The organism is Methylocaldum sp. GT1TLB (assembly GCF_051027445.1).
Classification (GTDB): domain Bacteria; phylum Pseudomonadota; class Gammaproteobacteria; order Methylococcales; family Methylococcaceae; genus Methylocaldum.
Window position 1 is genome coordinate 2,034,116 of the sequence record NZ_CP194898.1, and the last position, 19,128, is coordinate 2,053,243.

The window sequence follows — 19,128 nt, forward strand, 5'->3', positions numbered from 1 at the left end:
AGCATCACATTTTCGGCAAGACGCGAAAATGCCGGGAACGGGTACCGCCCTTTCAAGGGGGCAAGACCGGCTTATTCCAGTCTTAGATCAGTCATCTATTAAAAAAGGGGGGAGAGGATATGAGCGAATCTAAAACAAGTGAAAACCGGCCCAGGATCGTGGTGGTCGGCGGCGGCGCCGGCGGTCTGGAACTGGTTACGCAGCTCGGCAAGAGCCTTGGCCGGAAGAAGGCCGATATCACGCTGATCGATTGCAGCCGCACTCACATCTGGAAACCGCTGCTGCACGAAGTGGCCGCCGGCACCCTGGATTCCCACGACGACGAACTGGATTATCTAGCCCAGGCGAGCAGCAACGGTTTCCGGTACGTATTGGGCCGCATGGACGGTCTCGATCGCACCAACAAACAAGTCCATCTGGCGGCGATGGTGAACGAAAAGGGCGAAGAAATCATGCCGCCCCGCACCCATCCCTACGACATGCTGGTCATCGCCGTGGGCAGCATCTGCAACGATTTCGGCATCACCGGCGTGGCCGAACATTGCCTGTTCCTGGATACCACCGACCAGGCGGAACAGTTCCAAAACCGGCTGCTGGAAGCGTATTTCCACGCCCACGCCACCGGAGGCGTCAAGGAAACCGGTCAATTGGACGTCGCCATCGTCGGCGGAGGCGCCACGGGCATCGAGCTGTCCGCCCAGCTTCATCAGGCCACACGGCTATTGAGCGCCTACGGGCTCGATAACGTGAAGCCGTCCGACCTCCAGATTCACATCATCGAGGCCGCCGACCGATTGCTCCCGGAACTGCCCGAGCGCCTCTCCAAATCCACGCTCAAACAGCTGGAAAAACTCGGCATTCAGGTCCATCTCGGCGAGCGCGTGGTGGAAGTTACCAAGGAAGGCATGAAGACCCAAAGCGGCCGATTCATCCCGGCGGCGCTGAAAGTCTGGGCTGCCGGCGTCAAAGCACCCGATTTTCTCAAGACCATCACGGATCTCGAAACCAACCGGATCAACCAGGTCGTGGTCCGCCCCACCCTGCAAACCACCGTCGACGACGACATCTTCGCCATCGGCGACTGCGCCGCCTGCCCTTGGCCGGAAAAAAACTCCACCGTTCCGCCACGCGCCCAATCCGCCCATCAGCAAGCCACCCTCGTCCTGAAGAATCTCCGTCGAAAACTGGAGGGCAAGCCCATGCTCACCTACCGATACAAGGACTACGGCTCGCTGGTATCGCTCGGCAAATACAGCACCGTCGGCAATCTGATGGGCAATCTGATGGGCACCGTGATGATCGAGGGCCTGATCGCCCGGCTGGTTTACCTCTCGCTCTACAAGATGCACCAACTGGCGCTATTCGGACCGATCCGGGTCAGCATGCTGATGGTCTCGGGATTCTTCCGGCGGAGATTGAGGCCGAAGATCAAGCTGCATTGAGCCTCGTCTATAGGATGTGCTGACGAAGGAAGGGTCGCGACTAAAGCGACCGTTTGCGATTGGAAGCGCATCGTTCGCGATTGATGCGGTTCACTTCGGTCACCACATCCTACAAACTGACTTGTAATCAAGAAACGAGAACGTAGGATGCGGTGAGGCACAAACCGCATCCTACAATCCGGGAACCACGCACACCTGCTCGCAAAGCGGCAAGCGTATTACGAATTCGCTGCCTTTGCCGAGCCCTTCGCTTTTGACTTCGACGTTTCCCCCGTGCATCTCGATGATTTTCTGAACGATCATCAAACCCAGTCCGAGCCCGCCTTGCGCTCGGTCCAGCGTTCTCGCGGCTTGGGTGAATGCATCGAAAAGATGGGGCAGTAATGCGCTGGAGATTCCTTCGCCGGTATCGCGGATGGAGATGATCGCTTCCCCGTTCTCGGCGACTGCGGCAAGCCAAATTCTGCCGCCTTCCGGCGTGTACTTGGCAGCATTGTCGAGAAGATTCGAAACGACTTGAACCAAGCGCACGTGGTCACCTTCGAGATACACCGGCTCTTCGGGCATCGCGACCGAAAGCGTGTGGTGTCTGGACTCGATCAGCGGCTGACTGGTTTCGACAGCCTGGTTGATGACCGTCACGAGATCGACCAGAGTGATTTGAAGCGTGAGTTTGCCTTGTACGATTCGCGACACATCCAACAGATCGCTCACCAAGCGAGCCAGATGATCGACTTGCCGGTCGACCACATCGCGCGCCCACCGCAGATTGGGATCGGGAGTATCCAGCTTGCGCATCAGATGAACCGCATTCCGGATAGGCGCCAGCGGATTCCGGAGTTCGTGTCCGAGCATGGCGATGAATTCGTTCTTTTGCCGGTCGGCATCGCGAAGCGCTTCCTCCGCCTGTTTACGGTCGGTAATGTCCCGCAACACCCCGATCATGCGCACCGGAGTGCCATGGGCGTCATAGTGGAAATCTCCGATCGACGAAACCCATCGAACCGAACCGTCCGGCCAGACAATGCGGAAATCGCAGTCATAGCGGGTGTGACCTTCCCTCGCCTCGTCGACGGTGGCCGCGACATGCGGCAAATCCTCCGGATGTATCCGATCGGAAATCATTCCTTCGTCCATCACCGTCTCCTTGGGCGGGTAGCCAAAAAGCGCGGCATGACGAGAATTCCCCACGACTTTCCGGCTGCCGAGATCCCAATCCCAGGTACCCATCTGCGCGGCATCGATCGCCAATCGGTACCGCTCCTCACTCTCCCGCAACGCCTGTTCCCGCTTGACGCTTTCGCTGATGTCCATAACCACCACCGCGGCGCCCGCGATGCGACCGGTAGCGTCGCGGATGGGTGCGGCGCTGTTGTGAACAATGGCCCGAGCGCCGTCGAAACGCAGAATTTCCATCAGCTGCCCGACGACCGGCTCTCCTTTTTTCAAGACTTGCGCCGGGGCCCAATCCTCCGGCCGGACGCGCTCGTCGGTATCCACCCACCACGCTTTAAAGACGGCATAATCGCTGACCGACCGTACGGGCGGACACGGCCCGCCCCAAACCTGATCGACGGCTCGGTTGGTGCCGATGATGCCGCCTTGTGCGTCCAGGATGGCCACACCCACGGGCAAGGTTTCCATGATGGCTTCGAGCCGGCTGCGCTCGTTCACGACCTCGGTATGCGCCGCGTTCAGCGCCTGTTCGGCCCGCTGGCGCTCGACGATTTCCCGCTCGAGTCGTTCCTTTTGCCGCAGCACCTCGAGGAGCGCCTTTCGTTCTCCGCTACGCAGAAGCGAAACCATCAGGCTGAGCACAGCGCCCACGCTCAACAGCAGCAAGGTTCTGAGCCACTCCCTTTGTTCCACGATCTGCCATGAATGGAGAGGCTCGATCAAATAGAAGATACTCGCCAAGGTGCTCAACACGGTGGCAAAAAGTCCCGCCCTAAAGCTGCCGTACCAGGCCGCAAGCGCCACTCCGAGCAGGAAGAGAAGCAAAGGAGGCGATCCCATGAAAAGCGGCAGCAGGAAATACTGAACGATCACTATGGTTGCTGTCGCCAATGCCGCTACAACATAGCCGTTACTCAAAATCCGTCTGATTGGAAATCTGTGCAAGGAGGTAGCCCTTATTGATCCGAATCTCTTCGGATGAAATCGAAACCGTAAAATCGACTGCCGCGGAAAATACGATACCTTGACCGAAACCGCTATAACAAAACTGGGACATCGGTCAAAGGGTCCCGGTGCGGCGTCGTTTTCACCCTCTCCCAGAGGGAGAGGGTGAAAACTGCGCGATCGCCCGGCCGCGACGATAAGCCTGATTGAGATTGCCGTCCGCTTTGGGGTAACGTAGTTCCATGATTCTCGATCGATTTCACCCAGCTGTCTCGGCTTGGTTCCGGGACGCCTTCCCCGCGCCGACCGAATGCCAGACCGAAGCCTGGGACGCCATTAAATCCGGCTGGCATACGCTGATTGCCGCGCCCACCGGTTCCGGCAAAACCCTCGCGGCGTTTCTGGCCGCCATAGACGATCTGGTTAGGGAAGGCGAAGTCTTCGGTTTGCCGGAAGAAACCCGCGTGCTCTACATCTCGCCGCTCAAGGCGCTGAGCAACGATATCCACAAGAACCTCGAAGCGCCGCTGGACGGAATCAACACCAGGCTATTCGAACTCGGCTCGACAAACGTGGCGATTCGCTCCCAGGTCCGCACCGGCGACACCCCGGCACTCGCTCGGGCGGCTATGAACAAGCATCCGCCGCATATTCTGGTGACCACTCCCGAGTCGGTTTATATCCTTCTCACCAGCGAAGGTGGGAGGCGAATGCTGAAAACCGTTCGGACGGTGATCGTCGACGAAATCCATGCGGTGGTGGGCAGCAAGCGCGGATCGCACCTGGCCTTGTCGCTGGAACGGCTGGAACGACTGGTCGAGCACCGCCTCACCCGCATCGGTCTCTCCGCAACCCAGAACCCCATCGAATCGGTCGCAAGCTTTCTGACCGGCGGGACCAATTGCCGCATCATCGATACCGGCCACCGGCGCCGACTCGACCTGGCCATCGAGCTGCCCGATTCGCCGCTGGAGGCGGTGCTCTCCCAGCAAGCGGCCAAGGAAATCTACGACCGCATGACGACCTTGATCGAGGCGCACAAGACCACGCTGATCTTCGTCAACACGCGCCGCATGGCGGAACGGGTGGCTCGCGCCCTGAGCGAACGGCTGGGCGAGGAACACGTCACCTCGCACCACGGCAGCCTGTCGCGGGAGCAGCGGCTTTCCGCCGAGCACCGGCTGAAAACGGGGAAGCTGAAAGCGCTGGTCGCCACCGCCTCCTTGGAACTCGGCATCGACGTGGGCGACGTGGACCTGGTTTGCCAACTGGGAACCACCGGCTCGATCTCCACCTTTCTGCAGCGAGTGGGCCGTTCCGGGCACTTTGCAGGAGGTCTGCCCAAGGGCCGGCTGTTCCCGGCCAGCCGGGACGATCTCATCGAATGCATCGCTCTGATCGATGCGATACGACGAGGCGATCTGGATCGCTTGATCATGCCGCAAAAGCCCGTGGATGTCCTGGCTCAGCAGATCGTCGCAATGGTGGCCGCGGCGGACTGGTCGGAGGACGAGCTTTACCGCACCGTGTGCCGCGCGTTTCCCTACCGCGAACTGAGCCGGCAAGAGTTCGACGAAATCGTCAAGATGCTGGCGGAGGGCTTCAGTACCCGGCGCGGGCCGCGCGGCGCCTATTTGCACCGGGACGGCATCCACAAGCGCTTGCGGGCCCGGAGAGGCGCGAGACTCACCGCCGTGACCTGCGGCGGGGCGATTCCGGACAACGCCGAATACCGCGTGATCCTGGAACCCTCCGGGGAATTCATCGGCACCGTGGACGAAGATTTCGCCATCGAAAGCCTGGCCGGCGACATTTTCCAGCTCGGCAACGCGAGCTGGCGGGTCTTGCGGCTCGAAGCCGGCACCTTGCGCGTGGAGGATGCCCGACATCAGCCGCCCAATATCCCGTTCTGGTTCGGCGAAGCGCCAGGGCGGACTCATGAGCTGTCTTACGCGGTGGCGCGGCTCCGGCGGGAAATCGAGGAGCGCTTGGAAAGGCCGTTCGATACAGGCTTTGTAGGCCCGGATAAGAACCTGAATCTACCCGCCGCCAATGCCTTTCTCGAAAAGGAGGTCGGCGTGTCGTCGCTGGCCGCAGTGCAGGCCGTCAACTACCTGGCCGCGGCCAAGCTGGCCCTAAGCACACTGCCCACCTTGGACACCCTGGTGTTCGAACGTTTCTTCGACGAATCGGGCGGCATGCAGTTCATCATTCACGCGCCCTACGGCAGCCGGGTCAATCGCGGCTGGGGACTCGCCCTGCGCAAGCGCTTCTGCCGTACCTTCAACTTCGAGCTGCAAGCCGCCGCCACCGAGAACGCCATCATCCTGTCACTGGGCGTCTCGCAAAGCTTTCCGCTGGAGGACGTCACGCGTTTCCTGAACGCCAACACCGTGCGCGATTTGTTGGTGCAGGCGCTGCTCGCGGCCCCGATGTTCAACGTGCGCTGGCGCTGGAACGCCGTCTGCTCGCTCGCGCTCAAGCGCTTTCAGGGCGGCCGTAAGACGCCCCCCTATCTCCTCCGCATGCAGGCGGAAGACCTCGTCACCTGCGTGTTTCCCGACCAGCTCGCGTGCTTCGAGAACATCGTCGGCGACCGGGAGGTGCCCGATCATCCGCTGGTCAACCAGACCGTGCACGATTGCCTGACCGAAGCCATGGACATCGACCGGTTGATCGAGGTGATCGGCGGGATCGAAAGCGGCGCGATCCGCGTGGTGTGCCGCGATCTGACCGAACCCTCGCCGCTCGCCGCCGAAATCGTCAATTCCAAGGTCTACAGCTTTCTGGACGGAGCTCCCCTGGAAGAGCGCCGGACCCGCGCGGTGGCCAGCCGCCGCTGGCTCGATCCTTCCGAAGCCGCGGACCTCGGACGTCTCGACCAGGCGGCCATCGACCGGGTGCGGCAGGAAGCCTGGCCCGAGGCCTCCAACGCCGACGAGCTGCACGACGCCTTGCAGATGCTGGGCTTTCTCCAGCAATCCGAAGCGGAAATCGGCTGGGAAGCATTCTTTCGGGAGTTGAAGCTGCAAGGGCGCGTGGCGGAATTGCATGTAGCGAGCGGCAACATTCTTTGGATTGCGGCCGAGCGCTTGCCGCAATTCCAGGCGGTGTATGCGCAGGCCGATGGCTCCTCGTCGGCTGGCATCGGTTATGCGGCACAACTGCCGCCGGAGCATCTGGAGCAAACCTGGACGCCGGAAGACGCGCTGAAGGAAATCGTCCGCGCGCGCATCGACTGCACCGGGCCGGTCACGGCGGCGGAACTGGCGGAAGCCATGGCTCTTCCCGTCGGCCGCGTCGAGTATGCTCTCCTGGCGCTGCAGAACGAAGGCTTCGTCCTGCGCGGGTCGTATACGCCAGGAGCCGGCACGGAAGAATGGTGCGAAAGGCGCCTTCTGGCGCGCATCCACCGCTACACCATCAACCGTCTGCGCCAGGAAATCGAACCGGTGCCCAGCGCCGATTTCATGCGTTTCCTGTTCCGCTGGCAGCACGTGCATCCCGAAAACCGCATGCAGGGCGCGCAAGCCCTCGCGGCGGTCCTGGCCCAACTGGAAGGCTTCGAGGCGGCCGCGGTTGCCTGGGAAGGCGATGTGCTGCCGGCGCGAATTGCCGATTACGACCCGGCCTGGCTCGACGCCCTGTGTCTTTCGGGCAAGATTGTCTGGACCCGGCTTTCCGCCGCCAAAGGCGGCCAAGGGCCCGTCAAATCCTCGCCCATGGCGCTCATAGCCCGGCGTCATCTATCGTACTGGCGGCAGTTCGCCGTTCAAAGCGAGTCAACCGAGCTGTCGCCCGCCGCACGGCACGTAGCGGATATCCTGAAAACCCGCGGCGCTCTCTTTTTCGAAGAACTGGCGCAGTGGACAGGTCTACTGCCGACCCAGCTGGAAAACACGCTGGCGGAACTGGTGGCGCGCGGGTGGGTCGCCTCGGACAGTTTCATGGGGCTGCGCGCCCTGCTGATCCCCGAGCAAAAAAAGCAGCGCTATCGGGGACTTTCCTTCGGAATGGCGGAAGCCGGGCGCTGGACGCTCGTGCAGCCGCCCTTGCTACTCGACGAGAACGCATCCGAGTCGGCCGATCAGGAAGCCGTCGAGCATATCGCCGGCACACTGCTCAAGCGCTATGGCGTCGTGTTTCGGGCGCTGTTGGCCCGCGAGACCGTCGCGCCGCCCTGGCAGGATCTCCTACGCATTTACCGGCGTCTGGAAGCGCGCGGCGAAATACGCGGAGGACGCTTCGTGGCCGGCCATTTCGGCGAGCAGTTCGCCCTGCCCGAAGCCGTGGAAGCCCTGCGCGCGGTGCGCAAGGAGAAAGACACCGAAACCTTGGTCACGCTCAGCGCCGTCGATCCGCTGAATCTCGTCGGCATCGTCACGCCCGGCGCGAAAATCCCCGCGCTCCCGGGCAATCGCGTGCTGTTCCGGGACGGCATCCCGACAGCCCTGCACGCCGGCAAGGAAACACAATTCCTGGTTTCGGTGGAAAAACACCGGGAGTGGGAGTTCAAGAACCGGCTGACGCAAAGGACCGTCCCACCGCAGCTGCGGGCTTATCTCGGCTCGGCGTCATAGGATATGGCCGAACTCCATTGCCTCAGCAATTACAGCTTCCTGCGCGGCGCCTCGCACCCGGAAGAGCTGGTCGAAACGGCAGCCCGCCTCGGCTATACCGCACTGGCGCTGACCGACGAATGCTCCCTGGCCGGAGTGGTAAAAGCTCATCTGGAGGCGCGCCGTCACGGCTTGAAGCTGATCGTCGGCAGCGAATTCCGATTGGAAGGATCGGTTCGACGCTCCAATCGCAAACGACCTGGCCGGGAGCGCCGGCCAGCCCCTTCCCCGGACGACCGTTTGCGATTGGAAGACGGGCTCAAGCTGGTGCTGCTGGCCACCGATCGGGAAGGCTACGCGCAGCTTTCCGGCCTCATCACCGCAGCCCGGATGAATGCGCCCAAAGGCCATTACCGGCTGGACCGCCTCATACTGGAACGACACCCGCTGGACCATTGCCTGGCGCTATGGCTGCCGGGCGAAACGCCGCAACCGGAACAAGGCGTCTGGCTTAAGGAGCGTTTTTCCGGCCGTCTTTGGATCGGCGTGGAGCTGTTCCTGAGCGGAACGGACCGGGAACGGCTGAATCGCCTTTGCCGGCTCGGCAGCGAGCTGGGACTGCCTTTGGTGGCCTGCAACGATGTGCACATGCACAGCCCGGAACGGCAGCCTCTGCAAGACACGCTCACCGCCATTCGCCTGAACCGGCCGCTTTCCGAGCTCGGCTACGCGCTGTTCCCGAACGGCGAGCGTCATCTCCGCCCGCTGTCCCGCCTGGCCCGGCTCTATCCCCCGGAGCTGCTGGCGGAAGCCGTGCGCATCGCCGAACGATGCCGGTTTTCGCTCGATGAACTCCGCTACGAATATCCGGCCGAACTGGTACCGGAAGGCCATACACCAAAGAGTTGGCTGCGTCATTTGACCGAGGAAGGTGTCAGGCGCCGCTGGCCTGACGGCGCTCCCGACAAGGTGCGGCGGCAAATCGAACACGAACTCTCTTTGATCGCCGATCTCGCCTATGAGCCCTATTTCCTCACCATTCAAGACATCGTCCGCTTCGCCCGCGAGCGCAGCATTCTCTGCCAGGGCCGCGGTTCGGCCGCCAACTCGGCGGTCTGCTATTGCCTAGGCATCACCGAAGTCGATCCGGGGCGTCTCGACCTTTTGTTCGAGCGCTTCATCTCCCGCGAGCGGAACGAACCGCCCGACATCGATGTGGATTTCGAGCACGAGCGGCGCGAGGAAGTCATCCAATACATCTACCGCAAATACGGCCGGCAGCGCGCCGCCCTGGCCGCCAGCGTCATCACTTACCGGACCCGCAGCGCGGTGCGCGACGTGGCCAAGGCGTTAGGCTTCAGCCGCGAGCAGATCGACCATCTGGCCGGAGCCGCCCATTTTTTGAGCGGCGACGGTGTGGATACCGAACGCCTCCAAGCCGCCGGCTTCGACCCTAAGAATCCGAAACTCCGCCTGCTCGCCGGATTGGTCCGGCAATTGCGCGGCTTTCCGCGCCATCTGTCGCAACACACCGGCGGCTTCGTCATCGCGGCGGACGCCTTGCCGCGCTTGGTGCCGGTGGAAAACGCGGCGATGCCTGAACGCACCGTGATTCAATGGGACAAGGACGATCTGGAAGCGCTCGGCCTGCTCAAGGTGGACGTTCTCGCCTTAGGCATGCTGACCGCCATCCGCAAGGCGCTCGATTATGTGAGCAACTGGCGCGGTGAAGCACTGAGCCTGGACCGCATTCCGGCGGAAGATCCGGCGGTCTACGCCATGCTGCAACGGGCCGACAGCCTTGGGGTGTTTCAGGTGGAATCCCGCGCCCAAATGGCCATGCTGCCCCGCTTGAAACCCGAGAACTACTACGACCTGGTCATTCAGGTGGCGATCGTGCGCCCTGGTCCCATTCAGGGCGATATGGTCCACCCTTATCTGGCGCGGCGCAGCGGCCGGGAACCGGTCACTTATCCCGGTCCCGACGTGAAAAAAGTGCTCGAGCGCACCCTGGGCGTCCCGATTTTCCAGGAACAGGTGATGCAGATCGCCATGGTGGCCGCCGGTTTCAGCGCCGGCGAGGCGGACCAGCTCCGCCGCGCCATGGCGGCCTGGCATCGGCGCGGCGGTCTGGAGAAATTCCAAAGCCGTCTGATCGAAGGCATGCGCGAACGCGGCTACAGCGCCGAGTTCGCGGAGCAGATCTACCGGCAGATTCAGGGTTTCGGCGAATACGGCTTTCCGGAATCGCATTCCGCCAGCTTCGCCTTATTGGTATATGTTTCGGCCTGGCTGAAATGCCATCATCCCGCCGCTTTCACCTGCGCGCTGCTCAACAGCCAGCCCATGGGCTTTTACGCTCCCGCCCAGCTCGTTCAGGATGCGCGCCGTCACGGCGTGGATGTCCGCCCAGTCGACGTGCGGTACAGCGATTACGATTGCACACTCGAAGGGTCGCCCCCCGAACCGTCCGCCCTCCGCCTCGGCCTGCGCCTGATGAAAGGTTTGTCGCGGCAAGGCGCCGAAGGCATCGTCGCCGCCCGGCTGGAGAAGCCCTTTGCCGATGCCACCGACCTGATCGCCCGCGCAAAACTCGACCGCCGTGATTCCGAAGCATTGGCCGCGGCCGATGCCTTGCACGGACTCGCCGGCCACCGGCATCGCGCGTTTTGGGATATGAGCGCGCACGAACGCCCCACGCCGCTGTTCGGCCAGCCGGCGTTCGACGAGGGCGTGCCCTTGCTGCGTCCGCCCCGCGAGGGCGAAAACATCGTCGCCGATTACGCGTCCACCGGACTCACCCTGCGCCGCCATCCCTTGACTCTGCTGCGTTCCCGGCTCGCCGCACGGCGCCTGCTCAGTGCCGAGGAATTGCGCGCACTGGGCCACGGATGCTTCGCGCGCACCGCCGGCCTTGTCATCTGCCGGCAGCGCCCGATGACCGCTTCCGGCGTCATCTTTCTCACCCTCGAAGACGAAACCGGCCAGACCAATGTCATCGTCTGGCCCAGCCTGGTCCAGCGGCAGCGCCACATCGTTCTGCAAGCGGGACTCCTCGCCGTGCACGGCACGGTGCAGGAAGAAGACGGCGTGTTGCACCTCGTTGCCGGCCGGCTGGAAGACTTGAGCCACTGGCTGGGTAACTTGAGCGTGCCCTGCCGGGATTTTCATTAGAGCATTTTCCGGCGTGGTGTGGCAGGTTTTGTCGGCAAAGGATTGCCGACCTACTTCACCCGGAGGGGCGCTGTATCAAACCTGAAGCGTTCTGGCCGATTGAATCTACGATTTTCCACGAACTTTCGTGCTATCGTAGACGATCCATTTTCCCGTCTCTTCGAGCACCTCATGAACCCACGAATCGCGACCCTGATCGAAAACATCCAAGCGCTCGAAGAGGAACTCGAAGCCGAACTGGCCAAACATAGGGAAGAATTCCGGATCAAGCTCCGCAACGGAAGGATCGATTATGCCCACGAACTGTTGCGGGAACATCGCAGACTCAAGGCCAGCCTGACCAAGTACATCGTCAGGGCCAACCCGCTCACGCTGCTCACCGCGCCGATCATTTACTCATTGATCGTCCCTTTCGTCCTTCTGGATCTGGCCGTCACGCTATACCAGGCGGTTTGCTTCCCGATTTACGGCATTCCTAAGGTAAAACGCGGCGATTACCTGGTCTTCGACCGAGGACGATTGGCTTATCTGAATCTGATCGAAAAACTCAATTGCGCGTACTGTTCCTACGGTAACGGCCTTCTCGCGTACGTCCGCGAGATTGCCGCCCGCACCGAACAGCACTGGTGTCCCATCAAACACGCGCGCCGCATCAAATCGCCCCACTCCTCATACGGCCGGTTTCTCGATTACGGCGACGCCGAGACTTATCGGCGAGAGATAGAAAAAACGAGAAGAAATTTCGGCAACGAAAAATCCGATCAGCCGTAGCCAGTCAATCGGACCGGCCGCCACCTCGAGAATCTATAGACATTCCTCATTAACCACCCGATCCTCGATTGTTAGAATGCTCGTTTCATCGCCCACTGCTGAAAATTTGCATTTGAAATCCTTACATCTCGTACTCGCCTTGTTAGCTGTTATTCTCCCCGGTACCAGCCACTCGAAGGCCGAATCGGGCGTTCATGAGGCCGTCCGGCGTCTTGAAGACGAATGGGCGGAGATTTTTTACCGCCTGCCGCCATCCGAACATGCAGAGAAGTTCAAAGGCCTTCTGGCCAGGGTTCATGCCGTGTCCGAGCAGTACCCCAAAGAAGCCGATCCGCTGGTTCTGGAGGCCATCGTCCTCTGCACCTACGCCGCTGCGGACGTCGGTTTGAGCTCGCTGAGCAGGGTCAGCGAGGCCCGGGAACTGCTCATCAAGGCGATAGACATCGATCCCCGCGCCATGGAAGGATCGGCTTATATCACCCTCGGCAATCTTTATTACCGGCTTCCCGGCTGGCCAATCTCCTTCGGAGACGACGATTCGGCCCGTCAATATCTGGAAGCGGCTTTGAAGCTATATCCGAACGCCCTGGATTCGAATTATTTTTACGGCGACTTTTTGTTGCAGCAGGGCGAGTATGACAAGGCCCTGCCTTATTTGGAAAAAGCCGAGAAAGCACCGATTCGGCCTTACATGTTGCTTTCCGATGCCAAATTGAAGGAAGAAGTCCGTGAGGCACTGATAGCCGCACGCGAAAAGCGGGACGAGCACGGGGATTTCTTCCAGGGCTTTTTGACGTCGTTTTTCGGTAACGATGCTAAAAAGCCCTGAAACGATCATGTCCCGAGGCCTGACCCACTCCATCATCGTTAAGACTGTCTTATGTCCGACAACTCCGATTTTCTGCAGCGCTTGCCCGAACCGCTCAAACAGCCGGTAGCCTCGGCTTGGGCCGCGTTTTCCGCAAACTCGGCGCACCTCGGAATCGAACTCGACGAGTTTCCGGACAAGATCAAAGGCTCTTTAGGTCCGGTCTGGGCCGCGAGCCCTTTCGTCGCCGAACAATGCGCCCGCCGGCCGGAGCTCCTGAAAGACTTATTGGAATCGGGCCGGCTGGTGAACTCGACCGACGAGGAAACCTGTCGCGGCGACCTGCGACAGCTCCTGGAAGGCGTAGCTACCGAAACGGAGTTGATGGCCGTTCTGCGCCGCTTCCGTAACCGGGAAATGGTGCGCATCGCCTGGCGCGACATTGCCGGCTGGGCAAGCCTGGAAGAAACCCTCCGGGATTTATCCGCGCTCGCCGACGTGTGTGTACAGGAAAGCCTGGACTTTCTTTTTCGCCAAGCCTGCGCCGCCAAGGGAACGCCGGTCAACAAGCAAGGCCGGCCGCAATCGCTGGTCGTGCTGGGCATGGGCAAGCTCGGCGCCTTCGAGCTGAATTTCTCGTCCGACATCGATCTGATTTTCGCCTATCGGGACGACGGGGTTCTGGCGGACAAGCGCGAAACCAGCTACTGCGAGTTTTACACCAAGCTGGCGCGCAATCTGGTCAAGGTGTTGGACACCCAGACCGAGGACGGCTTCATCTTCCGCGTCGACCTGCGCTTGCGCCCGTTCGGCGACTCGGGCCCCCTGGTTCAGAACTTCTATGCCTTGGAAGCGTACTACCAAAGCCAGGCGCGCGAGTGGGAACGCTACGCCATGGTCAAGGTGCGCCCCATCGCCGGCGATATCGAAGCCGGACGCGAACTTCAGGAATTTCTCAAGCCTTTCGTCTATCGGCGTTATCTCGATTACCGAACGCTCGGCGAATTGCGCGAATTGAAGCAGAAAATCTCGCTGGAACTGCAACGCAAGGACCGCCAGGAAAACATCAAGCTCGGTCCGGGCGGCATTCGGGAAATCGAGTTCATCGGCCAGGCATTTCAACTGATCCGCGGCGGACGCGAGAAACGCCTGCAGGAGCGCCGCATCCAGGTCGTACTGGAAACCCTGGCCGATCTGGGCTTGCTGCCCAAGCCCACGGTCGAAAAACTTCAGGAGGCCTATCGCTTTCTCCGCACGGTCGAAAACCGGCTGCAACAATACGCCGACAGGCAAACCCACGATCTTCCCACCGGCCCTGTACAGCGGCTCAGCCTCGCTTTCGCGATGGGCTTTTCCGCCTGGGAGAGCTTCAAAGCGCGCATCGATGCGGTGCGCCGGGAGGTTCACGAGGTGTTCGAACAGGTCGTCGCGCCGGTCAAGGCCGAGGGCCGAGACTTTTTCGCATTGAGCGGCGATCGCGAACAGATTTACATGGCATTGCGGAATCTCGGCTGGCCTACACCTGAATCCGGGGCAAAACTCATCGAGACGTTTCAGACTTCCCACGCCATCAAGAATCTCACTCCGAGGGGCGCTTCGGAACTCGCTCGCCTGATGCCCATGCTACTCCGAGCCACGGCCTCGACCGAACAGCCCGAAAATGCCCTGGAGCGGATTTTCGCGCTATTGGAGGCCATCGCTAGCCGCAACGTTTATCTGACCCTTCTGGCGGAGAACCCGCAAGCTTTGTCGCAGCTCGTCAAACTGGCAGCGGGCAGCCCCTGGATCACCAACTATATCGCCCAACATCCTCTGCTTCTGGACGAATTGCTGGACCCGCGCGCGCTTTACACGCCGCTGTCGAAGGCGGAACTGGAACGGGAACTGAGCCGGAAGCTCGACTCGATCGATCCCGAGGATCTCGAACAAATCCTGATCGGCCTGCGCCAGTTCAAGCAAAGCAGCATTTTGAGAGTCGCGGCAGCCGATTTCGTCGGCGCCATTCCGATCATGGTGGTCAGCGACTATCTCACCTATATCGCCGAAGTGCTGGTGAACGAAGTCATGCGACAAGCTTGGCGACTGACGGCCGCGCGGCACGGCGTTCCTCCCGGCGCAAGCGTCGACCAAGTCGGCGGTTTCGGCGTAATCGCCTACGGCAAAATGGGCGGGCTGGAACTCGGCTACGGATCGGATCTGGATCTGGTCTTCCTCTATGACGGCGTCGACAGCGCTCTCACCAATGGCGAGCGGCCGGTCAGCACCGCCGAGTTTTTCGCGCGGATGGGCAAGCGCATCATTCATCTTTTGACGGCGAATACCCCCGCGGGCATTCTCTACGAGGTGGATTTGCGGCTTCGGCCGTCCGGAAGTTCCGGTCTTCTGGTCAGCAGTGTCGACGCGTACGACACCTACCAAATGGATAACGCCTGGACTTGGGAGCAGCAGGCGCTGGTAAAGGCCCGGTTCGTCGCCGGAGATCCCGAAATCGGCGAACGGTTCGGCACTATCCGCGAGAAGTCTCTGTGCCGGGAGCGGGATACCGAAACCCTACGGACCGAAATTCGCGAAATGCGCGAAAAAATGCGCGCCAATCTGGCAGCAAAAGACCCCGACGTGTTCGATTTGAAGCAAAGTTTCGGCGGTATCGTCGATATCGAGTTTATAGTACAATTCGGGGTTCTTTCGCGTGCTCACGATTGCAATAAACTGACCGAGTGGACCGACGTGGTACGCCTACTGGACTCTCTCACGAAGGCCGGTTTTTTAAGTTCTGACGATGCCGGACTATTAAGGCAGGCCTATTGCCTTTTCCGTGAACGTACCCACCGGCTTGCGCTGCTTGAAGTGCCCGCGCTGGTTCCGGCCCATGAACATTTCGAACTGCGTTCCCACGTGCAGCAGATTTGGCGGAACGTGATGGAACGCTAAGTTTTTCAATTCACTGGTAATTTCGGAGAACGACTGATGGCGATGGATGACAGAGACGGCGTCATCTGGCTCGACGGCGAGTGGCTGCCCTGGCGAGACGCAAAGGTTCACGTGCTGACCCATACCCTACATTACGGCTGCGGCGTATTCGAGGGTCTTCGGGCTTACAAGACCGACCGGGGCGCGGCGATCTTCCGCCTGCGCGACCACACCGACCGGCTGTTCCGCTCCGCCCACATCATGAACATGAAGATTCCTTTCGACAAGGACATCCTCGACCGGGCGCAATGCGAAGCCGTAAGCCGGAACGGCCTGTCCAGCGCCTACATCCGGCCGATGTGCTTCTACGGTTCCGAAGGCATGGGCCTGCACGCCAAGGGGCTCAATGTACATGTCATGATCGCCGCCTGGGAATGGGGCAGTTACCTCGGCGCCGAAAACATGGCGCGCGGCATCAAGGTCCGCACCTCGTCCTATACCCGCAACTCCGTCAACAGCGTCATGTGCAAGGCCAAGGCGAACGGCAACTATCTGAATTCGATCCTGGCCGTTCAGGAAGCCGTGGAAGCGGGCTGCGACGAAGCCTTGTTGCTCGATCACGAGGGTTACGTAGCCGAAGGCAGCGGCGAGAACATCTTCATCGTGCGCCGCGGCAAGCTCTATACGCCGGACCTGACCTCGGCGCTGGAAGGCATCACCCGCGAAACCGTCTTCACCATCGCCCGGGAGAACGGGCTGGAAGTTGTCGAAAAGCGGATTACCCGCGATGAAGTCTATGTCGCGGACGAGGCTTTCTTCACCGGTACAGCCGCCGAAGTAACCCCCATCCGGGAAGTGGACGGGCGGACCATCGGCGAAGGCGGACGCGGACCGATCACGGAAAAGCTGCAAACCCTGTATTTCGATTACGTGCACGGCCGCCGTAACGACCATCAGGAGTGGCTCAGCTACGTGGGCTGATCAACCCTCAGCCGTACTTCGGGGCGGGATTTTCCCGCCCTACCCCACTTTGCTAACTAGGCAACTGCTCACCCCAATAAAGCCCGTAGGATGTGCTGAACGAAGTGAAGCACCCTTCGACCGGGCTCAGGACAGGCATCGTTCGCGATTGATACGGGTCATGCCGTACATCCGTGTGCGGCACCCTGCGGGCGGCTCCGCCTCGTTCAACCCGGCAACTGCCCACCCAGATAGAGCCCGTATCTGAGCAACACCGCGCCTTGCAGCAGAAAATCGAGCGGCGCTTCGATCAGATTTGCCCACCCTTCCGTTTCAAACACCCCGTCCAATCGGCGCCCTAGACGTTCGCCGAACTCTCGCGCCAAGAAATGCGAACCGATCGACAAGGCGATGAGTCCGAGAAGCATCGAAGCAGGCGGAAAATACTTCATCGACACCTCCGGATACCGCCAGTGCAACAGCACGGCGCCGAGGACAGTGATCTGAAGCGATGTCACCATGCCTCTGTATTTGCCGAGCACCGGCAGCCAGGGCAAAAAGACCGCCAGCACGAAAGCCAGATTGAACAGATCCGAGATCGGCCTGGCTCCGGCATGGAGATTTCGAACGAAATCCGGCTCCCCGGCGCGTCCGAACTGGTGAGGGTATACGAGAAGGACAAATCCGAGGGCGAGTACGGCATGAACGAACGGCGGTCCAACCCGTGCGGTGATTTCGCGGCTTAGCGGAATGCCCTCCAGTCTAAGTTGCAGCCTGTCGAGCAGAATAAACATCGGCACATGCAACAAGGCCGCGGTCAGTAAGGGTAGCCAGTAGTTCGGCTGGGAAATCGCCCACAAAAAATCCATAGACCTCTCTCGCAACAAAAAGGGGCTGTTAAACAGCCCCTTAATCAGCCGGCATTCTTTATTAGCGCAGCAGCAAGAAGAACGAGCCGTTCCCCCGTTGGAGATTGAGCAGCAACTCGCCGCTGCCGTTTGCGGCGGCCTTGAGCTCCTTCAGATTGCCCACCGGCTGGCGATTGGCCATGACGATGACGTCGCCGGGGCGCAAACCGGCCTGGAAAGCATAGGAGGCGGTATGGATCTTTTCCACGCGCACGCCTCGCACCGCTTCGTTCGGCTCGGTATTGGCGAGCAAGGTACCGGAAAGCTTCGGATGGATTTTCTTGCCTTCCTCCCGTGTGATCTTGGGCTCGGCAATCTTCGCTTCACGGACCATGGTTTCACCTTTGTGCAGAACTTCGATCGAGACTTTGTCGCCGATCTGCTGCAAACCGATGGCGTTTCGGACGTCCATGCTGTTCCTCACGTGGTGGTCGTTGATCGCCAGCACGATGTCGCCCGGCTCCAGCTTGGCCCTGGCAGCGGGGGAATCGGGCTGGACGCCGGTAATGACGGCGCCTTGGGTTTGGGTAAGGCCAAAAGCTTGCGCCAATTCAGGGGTCAAGTCCTGAACCGTTACGCCGAGCAAACCGCGCCGAATTTCACCATGCTCGATCAGGGCGGTCATGATACTGGTCGCCATATTGGCGGGAATGGCAAAGCCGATACCCACATTGCCTCCGCTGGGCGCCAGGATGGCGGTATTGATGCCGATCAGCTCTCCGCGCAGATTGACGAGCGCGCCACCCGAGTTGCCGGGGTTGATCGAGGCATCGGTCTGAATGAAGTCCTCATAGCCCTCGATACCGAGCCCGGAACGGCCGAGCGCGCTGATAATGCCGGAAGTTACCGTTTGCCCCAATCCGAACGGATTGCCGATGGCCACGACGAAATCGCCTACCTGCAATCGACTGGAATCGGCGATCGGAAGCTCACTCAAGTTCTGCGGCTCGACCTTGATCACGGCGATGTCCGATTCCGGATCGGCCCCGATCAATTTTGCGTTGAGATGACGACCGTCATTAAGCGTCACCGTGATCTCATCGGCTTTATCGATGACGTGATTGTTGGTGAGGATGTAGCCGCGTCGCGCATCGACGATCACGCCCGAGCCCAAGCTGGAGGTTTCGCGGCGGCGGGGTTGATTCGGGATATCGAAAAAATAGCGGAAAAACGGATCGCGCAACAAGGGATGCTCGGCTTCTTGAATCTGCGTACGCGTCGAAATATTCACCACAGCCGGCGTCGCCTTCTTCAGCATAGGCGAAAGGCTAGGCAGGGGTTGGCCATCCACGCTGGTCGGCCAGGCCGCATACGCAGCGTTCAGAAATAACAGCAGGCCGGCCAAAAAAAGCGGAAGCAATCGACGGTTATCGCTCATTCGTTATACCTCGGTCGTTTCAAGAAGATTGAATGGCCCGGATCCTTGGCCAACGATAATTGATAGACATCACAAAGTGCTTACGGAGGGATGGTCT

The 19,128-nt window shown here is 60.6% G+C and carries 10 protein-coding genes; 7 read left to right on the forward strand and 3 right to left on the reverse strand.

Translation table 11 applies throughout. From position 1 onward, the window contains the following. Positions 1 to 119: 119 nt before the first annotated feature. A complete protein-coding gene (locus ACR2R1_RS08710; protein ID WP_086134559.1) occupies positions 120 to 1,442 on the forward strand; it encodes an NAD(P)/FAD-dependent oxidoreductase in 1,323 nt (440 codons plus the stop codon). A 171-nt stretch (positions 1,443 to 1,613) separates the two neighbouring features. Here ACR2R1_RS08710 and ACR2R1_RS08715 read toward each other — a convergent pair whose 3' ends face one another. After that, positions 1,614 to 3,536, reverse strand: coding sequence for an ATP-binding protein (locus tag ACR2R1_RS08715; RefSeq protein WP_168183842.1), 1,923 nt, complete (start codon positions 3,534 to 3,536; stop codon positions 1,614 to 1,616). A 269-nt stretch (positions 3,537 to 3,805) separates the two neighbouring features. Here ACR2R1_RS08715 and ACR2R1_RS08720 point away from each other — a divergent pair, with 269 nt between their 5' ends. From ACR2R1_RS08720 to ACR2R1_RS08745, 6 genes are all read left to right on the forward strand, one after another. Continuing rightward, positions 3,806 to 8,143 carry a DEAD/DEAH box helicase gene (locus tag ACR2R1_RS08720; RefSeq protein ID WP_434113644.1) on the forward strand — a complete coding sequence of 1,446 codons (4,338 nt, stop codon included), beginning with the start codon at positions 3,806 to 3,808 and terminating at the stop codon, positions 8,141 to 8,143. A gap of 3 nt (positions 8,144 to 8,146) precedes the next feature. Then, the gene (locus ACR2R1_RS08725; RefSeq protein ID WP_434113646.1) at positions 8,147 to 11,296 is read left to right on the forward strand and encodes an error-prone DNA polymerase; all 3,150 of its coding nucleotides are present in this window, start codon (positions 8,147 to 8,149) and stop codon (positions 11,294 to 11,296) included. Positions 11,297 to 11,467: 171 nt separating this feature from the next. Then, the gene (locus ACR2R1_RS08730) at positions 11,468 to 12,067 is read left to right on the forward strand and encodes a hypothetical protein (protein WP_434113649.1); all 600 of its coding nucleotides are present in this window, start codon (positions 11,468 to 11,470) and stop codon (positions 12,065 to 12,067) included. Between the two features lie 112 nt (positions 12,068 to 12,179). Next, a complete protein-coding gene (locus tag ACR2R1_RS08735) occupies positions 12,180 to 12,896 on the forward strand; it encodes a tetratricopeptide repeat protein (protein ID WP_168175350.1) in 717 nt (238 codons plus the stop codon). A gap of 51 nt (positions 12,897 to 12,947) precedes the next feature. Next, on the forward strand, positions 12,948 to 15,806 hold the full coding sequence (gene glnE, locus ACR2R1_RS08740) for a bifunctional [glutamate--ammonia ligase]-adenylyl-L-tyrosine phosphorylase/[glutamate--ammonia-ligase] adenylyltransferase (protein WP_077728860.1): 2,859 nt from the start codon (positions 12,948 to 12,950) through the stop codon (positions 15,804 to 15,806). A gap of 36 nt (positions 15,807 to 15,842) precedes the next feature. Next, a complete protein-coding gene (locus ACR2R1_RS08745) occupies positions 15,843 to 16,766 on the forward strand; it encodes a branched-chain amino acid transaminase (protein WP_077728859.1) in 924 nt (307 codons plus the stop codon). A gap of 206 nt (positions 16,767 to 16,972) precedes the next feature. Here the strand turns inward: ACR2R1_RS08745 and ACR2R1_RS08750 are convergent, their stop codons facing one another. Together ACR2R1_RS08750 and ACR2R1_RS08755 are read right to left on the reverse strand one after the other, a co-directional pair. Further along, positions 16,973 to 17,614, reverse strand: coding sequence for a hypothetical protein (locus ACR2R1_RS08750; RefSeq protein ID WP_077728858.1), 642 nt, complete (start codon positions 17,612 to 17,614; stop codon positions 16,973 to 16,975). Positions 17,615 to 17,675: 61 nt separating this feature from the next. Further along, entirely contained in the window at positions 17,676 to 19,031 is a 1,356-nt protein-coding gene (locus ACR2R1_RS08755; protein ID WP_077728857.1) for a DegQ family serine endoprotease, read from the reverse strand. Between the last annotated feature and the right edge of the window lie 97 nt (positions 19,032 to 19,128).

What these genes read in the sequence shown, in the direction of transcription:
- ACR2R1_RS08710 (WP_086134559.1), top strand. Translation starts at nt 120, where the DNA reads ATGAGCGAATCTAAAACAAGTGAAAACCGGCCCAGGATCGTGGTGGTC.
- ACR2R1_RS08720 (WP_434113644.1), top strand. Translation starts at nt 3,806, where the DNA reads ATGATTCTCGATCGATTTCACCCAGCTGTCTCGGCTTGGTTCCGGGAC.
- ACR2R1_RS08725 (WP_434113646.1), top strand. Translation starts at nt 8,147, where the DNA reads ATGGCCGAACTCCATTGCCTCAGCAATTACAGCTTCCTGCGCGGCGCC.
- ACR2R1_RS08730 (WP_434113649.1), top strand. Translation starts at nt 11,468, where the DNA reads ATGAACCCACGAATCGCGACCCTGATCGAAAACATCCAAGCGCTCGAA.
- glnE (WP_077728860.1), top strand. Translation starts at nt 12,948, where the DNA reads ATGTCCGACAACTCCGATTTTCTGCAGCGCTTGCCCGAACCGCTCAAA.
- ACR2R1_RS08745 (WP_077728859.1), top strand. Translation starts at nt 15,843, where the DNA reads ATGGCGATGGATGACAGAGACGGCGTCATCTGGCTCGACGGCGAGTGG.
- ACR2R1_RS08750 (WP_077728858.1), bottom strand. Translation starts at nt 17,614, where the DNA reads ATGGATTTTTTGTGGGCGATTTCCCAGCCGAACTACTGGCTACCCTTA.
- ACR2R1_RS08755 (WP_077728857.1), bottom strand. Translation starts at nt 19,031, where the DNA reads ATGAGCGATAACCGTCGATTGCTTCCGCTTTTTTTGGCCGGCCTGCTG.